Annotated in this window: 7 protein-coding genes; 1 reads left to right on the top strand and 6 read right to left on the bottom strand. The window is 68.3% G+C overall.

Translation table 11 applies throughout. From position 1 onward, the window contains the following. The coding region (locus tag VD972_RS38870) for a hypothetical protein (protein ID WP_324993916.1) at positions 1-215 on the bottom strand (215 nt) is incomplete at its 3' end. Positions 216-584: 369 nt separating this feature from the next. After that, the gene (locus VD972_RS38865) at positions 585-923 is read right to left on the bottom strand and encodes a hypothetical protein (RefSeq protein WP_324993914.1); all 339 of its coding nucleotides are present in this window, start codon (positions 921-923) and stop codon (positions 585-587) included. A 1,130-nt stretch (positions 924-2,053) separates the two neighbouring features. Here VD972_RS38865 and VD972_RS38860 point away from each other — a divergent pair. Next, positions 2,054-2,857 carry a hypothetical protein gene (locus VD972_RS38860; RefSeq protein WP_324993912.1) on the top strand — a complete coding sequence of 268 codons (804 nt, stop codon included), beginning with the start codon at positions 2,054-2,056 and terminating at the stop codon, positions 2,855-2,857. Here VD972_RS38860 and VD972_RS38855 read toward each other — a convergent pair. From VD972_RS38855 to VD972_RS38840, 4 genes are all read right to left on the bottom strand, one after another. Then, a complete protein-coding gene (locus tag VD972_RS38855; RefSeq protein WP_324993910.1) occupies positions 2,854-3,396 on the bottom strand; it encodes a DUF2087 domain-containing protein in 543 nt (180 codons plus the stop codon). The genes VD972_RS38860 and VD972_RS38855 overlap by 4 nt on opposite strands. 174 nt (positions 3,397-3,570) lie before the next feature. Then, positions 3,571-4,152: a GNAT family N-acetyltransferase gene (locus VD972_RS38850; protein WP_324993908.1), complete on the bottom strand. Its 582-nt coding sequence runs from the start codon at positions 4,150-4,152 to the stop codon at positions 3,571-3,573. Between the two features lie 21 nt (positions 4,153-4,173). Next, a complete protein-coding gene (locus VD972_RS38845; RefSeq protein WP_324993905.1) occupies positions 4,174-4,806 on the bottom strand; it encodes a DUF6265 family protein in 633 nt (210 codons plus the stop codon). Next, positions 4,803-5,906, bottom strand: a complete 1,104-nt coding sequence (locus tag VD972_RS38840) for a P1 family peptidase (protein WP_324993903.1) — start codon at positions 5,904-5,906, stop codon at positions 4,803-4,805. Before VD972_RS38840 ends, VD972_RS38845 begins: the two co-directional genes overlap by 4 nt. Positions 5,907-6,000 lie beyond the last annotated feature (94 nt).

The raw sequence follows: 6,000 nt of genomic DNA, 5'->3' as shown, positions 1-6,000 counted from the left end.
TCCGAGCCGTTGCCGTAGGCCGCGAGGATCTGCAGGTGCAGGGCCTCGAACTCCGTGTACAGGTAGGCCTGGGCTTGGGGGTAGCTGAGCGCGATGGCGTCATCGGCGGCGTAGGCGCCGTACTCCTGCAAGTCCATCACCGCCGCGTCCGCCTGGGTGAGGGTGGGCTGGCTCGCGTACGGCCACGCGATCCGTCCAGGGTGAGGCGGAAGCATAAGAAGGATAGGAGGCCTGTTGAAGGCGAGGGCTAGAGCGGGAGGGGCGAGAAGGGCCGCTGAGAGGGCCGTCCGAGTTGTGCGCCCGGCCTGTGGACAGGCCGCGCAGCCTCCTGGGTGTACACGCCTGCCCAGGCCGCGCTCCCATCAGGTGCGCGACAGGGGCCTGGGCCTCTTGGCTGTCTTGAGCGCCTCAACACCACGCGGCCTGGGGTGGCCCTCGCGCCGGGGCTAACCTCGCACCTGCCGTGGGCAAGCCTAAACGGGCGCTCAAGATTCTCGATCGCCCTCGGAGGAACCCAGCTGGTTGCTCCCTCAGAAGCTCTCCGTCCTGAGCGCCGGCCCCGTCCGAGAATCGCGATCGGGCGTTTAGCTCTTCGCGTAGCAGTACCAGCCCTCGATTCGCCCAGCGGTGCGGAGGACCAGCTTGGAGTTTCCGCCAGGGGTCTTCGCAAGCTCAAGCACGTCCTCCAGGCGCCGTGCGCGGCGCGCGAGTGCGAGGAACGTATCGATCGCGCTCATGTGGGTGTCGGACGCGAGAGAGAAAACCTGCGGGCCTAACGACGTCGAGAACCGGAACGACAGGTATTTGGTGCGGTTCCCCACCGGCCCCGGGCTCCCGTCAAGCTGATAAGCGTGGGGAGCGCGCCTTCGGGCTTCTTCAAGAGTCCGAACCAATTCGGCGAGACCAGTCACTTCGATCGGCATTACCGCTCCTCCTGAGTCGTACGTCGACACCGCGATTCGAGATTACCGTGCCCCCGGTCCGCCAGCGAGGCCACCGCCGAGGCCCTGGAGGGACTGGGCGGGCGGGTAGTGCTGCACTTCCTGCCGGCATGCTGCCCCAGGCCAACCGCACCGAGCGCACCTGGCTGGATGTCCACGCCAACGTCACCCGCAACCACCGCTGCCGCACCATGACGAGGCTGATAGAGCGCGTGCATGACTACCTCTCCGCGCGCAACGCCCAGCGCCATGCTAGCCCATACCTGCGCCGAGCCGACCTCAGGCGCGCCGCCGGACAGCGTGCGAGAATCGTGATCGGTAGTTTAGGTGCTCCACAATCGCGCGCACCCCTCGTGCTCCCTTCACGGACGCCAGCACCCTGCGCCTGCCTCCACACCTCACGCAGGCCAACACGTCGAAGTCGAACGTCCTGCGCAGCAACTCTGCCCAGTCCACTCGCGACGTCCTCTCCGTCATCAGTTCCTTCCGGGTCGCTGCCTCATGCGCCACCCTCTCCTCCTCCGCACCTGCTTGGGGACGCTCTCCGCTGAGCCCGCGGCCACTACCTCTGCGGGAGTACGCTTCGGCAACGGCGCGCAGCGCTGTGTGCCGCAGCTTCGACGCGCGAGAGACGAGTGGACGATCTCTGTTCCCGGATGAGGCGCGCTCGCCAGAGGAGAACTTTCCGAAGGCGGCGCTCGCCGTGGCGAAGGCGCCTGGTGCCAGGTAGGGAGGTGCCAACACGCTACAGCGGTCATACCTGCCCAACTCGCGCTGGCTCCTTGCCGATTCCAACGTCGGGAACATCCCGGCGGCAAAGGAGGCCTATCAGCGCTTCCTGGCCGGAGGAGTCACGGAGGCCCAGCGCAAGTACGTGGAGCGGGAGCTGCGAAAGCTCGAAGAGCACTCGAACCCGTAGCGGGGGACGCGTGGAAGCCGGCCACCTCGCTCCTGCTCCGCGGACTACCCGCCGAGCACCTGGAGGGCGCGGAGGGTGGCCCTTCATCGCTTCGCGCTGTTGTTGCCGGTCAAACTTTCTTGGCCCTTGGTTTCCATGGCGGGCCCAGGGGCATTTCTCCGAGAATCCCCCACGTCGCGCCTAGGAGGATCCCATGAAGCGCTTGCTGATGACCCTGGTGCTTGCTGCTGGCACGGTGAGTGCCGCCCCCCCGAGCACACCGCCTGCGCCCTCCGACATGGAGCAACAGCGCACGTTGGAGTCACTCGCGGCGCTCGATCCGCTGGAGGTACTCGAGCGCCTGGCCCAGCTCCGCCAGCGCGCCTTCCAGGCCGAGCCCGTCCCCATCCCCGTCATCACCCTGCACTTGCGTAGCGGCCGGGATCTCACCGGCCGAGTGCTCTCGCTCGCGGCCCCCAAGGGAGGCGAGCGTGCGCTGCTCTGCGAGGTGACCGAGGGCGATCGCCCTTCGACGACGGTTGCCGCGGTCTACGTGCCCGTCTCCGCCATCGAGGCGGTCCGCGTACACGAGGTAAACCGCGTCGCCCAGGCGGCAGGGCTCGCACGCCCCTCCGCACCCGTTACCCGGATCGAGGTGGAGCGCTCGGCCAGCGAACTCGCGCGCGCGGTGAGCAGCGCGGCGGGGAAGCCGGTGGCCTTCGAGGTGGATTGGAAGTCGCTGCCAGACACCCCCGAGGCCCGACGCACCGTGCTGCAGGCCATGCACTCTGCAGCGCTCGCGCTGCGCACCCTGGCCCAGGAGGAGGTCGGCAAGACGGCCTTGTCCGCCCGGCTGCGCAAGGTGTCCTTCACGCAAGCCCGCCGTGCCGAGACCCAGCTGTCAGGGTCCACCCTGACCGTGGGGTTCGATGTGCGCACGAGCGCCGCGCCCACGGAAGTTCGGTTCCCGCTGGCGAGGTTGATGTCTGGAGCGTGCGTTGAGGGGAGACGCGTCTAGGCGGCGACGGGGGTCACACGAGCCAGCAGCGCGCCGAGCTCCACCGGAGGCTTCTGCTCGATACGCCGGTATCGACGGCCGTCCTGTGTCCGGTCGACGAGGCCGGCCTCGAACAGCGCCCGGCGCAGCACGGCGTGATCGCCGAACACATGCCAGAGGTTCAACAGGTCGCTGATCTCGCGCTCGGTGAGGACGCGGCCGCTCGGAATGCGCGCCCAGAGCACCCACAGGCAGAGTTCCAGATGAGGGGCCTTGGCCGGCCAGCGCAGCAGGCGGCCCTCCCCGTCGAAATGTCGCGCGACTTTTTCGACAAGCTGATGGTCGGGGACGGGCTTCACTTCCTGCGCTGCGGCAAGGCGTTGTCTGGCCTCTGCGTCGGCGCGGAAATGCTGGTAGTTCCGGAATCCTGCCGAGCGGCACAGCATGTTGAGCAGCTCAACATGGCTCGGCTTGTGCTCGAGCTTGTCGAGCTGGTCGCGAAGCGAGCGGGCGAACGCCGAAAGGTCGGCGACCTCGAATGGGAGGGCGAGTCGGGACATGGCTTATCCTCATATGCGCCGTTCCAGAAAGGATGTCGGTGGTCGCCGTCTTCCGACTCGGCACGGGGATAAGTGCGTGTCACATGAAGGTGCAGGTTTAGCTCCCCTTTCGGGGCGGCGACGCCTCGGTGAGCTGCAGACCGTTGGCTGTTTATAACACACGCGGCGCAGCGCTCAACGGCTCCGAACCTGCGCCTGGCCCTGGCTCCACCCCGCGCGCCGCAGCCGGTACAGCACGTGGCGGCGGAGCGGGTGCCCTTCGGGCAGGCGCGGGTGTTCGAAGTCCTCGGCGGGCGCGTGGTGCATGCCCAACCGCTCCATGACTCGCCGCGAGCGCACGTTGGAGGGGACCGTGAAGGAGACCACCTCGGCGAGGCCCAGCTCGCCGAAGGCCACGCCGAGCGCCACGCGGGCCCCCTCGGTGGCGTAGCCGGAGCCCCAGTGCGCCGGGGCCAGACGCCAGCCCACCTCCACCGCCGGGGTGAAGGGGGCGGTGAACGACACCGTGCTCAGCCCCACGAAGCCGATGAAGGGTGCCACGCCTGGCACCTCCAGGGCCCACAGCCCCCAGCCGTGCTCAGCGAAGTGCGCCCGGATGCGGGCCACCTGGGCCTCCGTCTCCTGCCGTGACAGGAGCGCGGGGAAGTGCTCCATCACCCGCGGGTCTGCGTTCATCGCGGCGAAGGGTTCCACGTCCTCGTCCCTCCAAGACCGCAGCCACAGCCGTTCGGTGCGCACATCGAGCAGGGAAGCCATCACTCCCATCCCTCTGCCAGCTCATCGGGGTTGAGTCTTTTCAGGGGAAGTATCGCCGCTCACCCGCCCAGTGGGCACAGCGGGTTGCACCCGCCGGTAGCGGAACTCCTGCGGCTTGCCGCCCTTCTCGAGGATCACCACCAGCGTCTCCTCATCGGAACGTCGATAGGTCAAGCGGGACGTGCCCTGCCCCGAGGCCTCCGGCCCCTCGAAGACGGCCTCGCGCGGCCCCGAGCGGATGATGGGCCAGGCCAGCGGCCGATCCTTCTCCTCTCGCGCGACGAGCTTCGGATCGAAGTGGCGAAACCGGAGCACCAGCTTCCCTTCCTCGGCCTTGATTGCCAGCAGCTCGAAGATGCGCACCTTCCCGTCCTGGGCCCACCGCCACATGCCCATGACGGAGTCACCGGAAGGAGCGGTCCAGATCTCCTCGGACAGGCTGCCGCCGGAATCATCACGCCAGTGGCCCTCGAGCCAGGCGAGCTCGTCCAGCCGGTTCGTCGCAGCAGGCTGCGGTGCCGAAGAGCCCTGCTTCGGAGCCGCGGGAACAGGCGGCTCCGCGTGCAGGGACGTCCCAGCGAGGAGCATCCCCACGAGAGCCACAGGGAGTGCCGAGGCAGGTGAAACCCGACCAAGGGGTGAGGGGCGCTTCATGGCCTACCTCCAGGGGAGTCTTCGATGAGGCGGTGATGCTTGCGCAGGACGTCGCGCAGCCGGTCGTGAGGGAGCGCCATCACGGTGACGCCGTTGATGCCAGTCAGGGTCTCCGCCGCCACCAGGGCGTTGATGACGCACTCCTCGGTGGCCTGCACCGTGGCCTCGAACAGCGGCGTCATCCGGTCGTTCGGGAGCATGGTGAGGGGAACGACACCCTGGGCCCTGCCCGCCTCGGGGTTCGCCGTGGAGAACGCGATGAAGAGATCCCCCGAGCCATTGCCCGCCACGCTGCCGTTGCGCGCCAGCCCCATCGTCGCGCGGCGGGCCAGACGCTCGAGCTGATGCGGCAGCAGCGGCGCATCCGTCGCCACCACGATGATGATGGAGCCGCTCTCCTGCTTCACGAGCAGGTGCTCACGCAGCTCCTGGCCGACGGGCACCCCTGCCACCCGAAGCTGGTGCCGCAACCCATAGTTGCACTGCGCCAGCACCCCCACCGTATAGCCGCCGTCCTTCGCCGCCAGCCTCCGGGACGCCGTCCCGATTCCGCCCTTGAACTCGTGGCACGTCATTCCCGTGCCACCGCCCACATTGCCCTCGGGCACGGGCCCCGGGCGCGCCGAGTCGAGCGCCTCGAGCGCGTGCCGGGGCTTCACGTGGAAGCCGTTGATGTCGTTGAGCAGGCCGTCATACGTCTCGGCCACCACCGGCAGCGCCCACCAGTCTTTGAGATCCTTGCGCTGGCTTGCCATCCAGCCCACCACCGCGTCCCGAACCACACCCACGCTGTGCGTGTTCGTCACCATCACCGGACCCGCGAGCAACCCGGACTCCTCCACCCACGCCATCCCCGTCATCTCGCCGTTGCCGTTGAGCGAGAAGTACCCCGCGAAGACCGGTGCCGCATCCTTCCGGCCCCGAGGGAGGATGGCCGTGACTCCCGTCCGCACCGGTCCCTTCCCTACCCCCTGTCGGCCCTTGCCGGAGATGAGGGTGCAGTGCCCCACCTCCACGCCTCGCACGTCGGTGATGGCATTCAGCGGCCCTGGGTTCCCGTCGAACGGAACTCCGAGCTCCCTCGCTCGCGGCTTGCTCACCGCTGGCCTCACAGGACTGCGCTTGCCCATATCCACCTCTCGCTTCTGAGACCCGATGACGAAGCCCTGGCGCCGACCGCAAATGTCCTACGGA

This window comes from Hyalangium sp. (assembly GCF_035629615.1).
In the GTDB taxonomy this organism is placed as follows: Bacteria; Myxococcota; Myxococcia; order Myxococcales; family Myxococcaceae; genus Hyalangium.
Note: the sequence above shows the minus strand (reverse complement) of the source record. Positions and strands in the feature narration are given on the sequence as shown.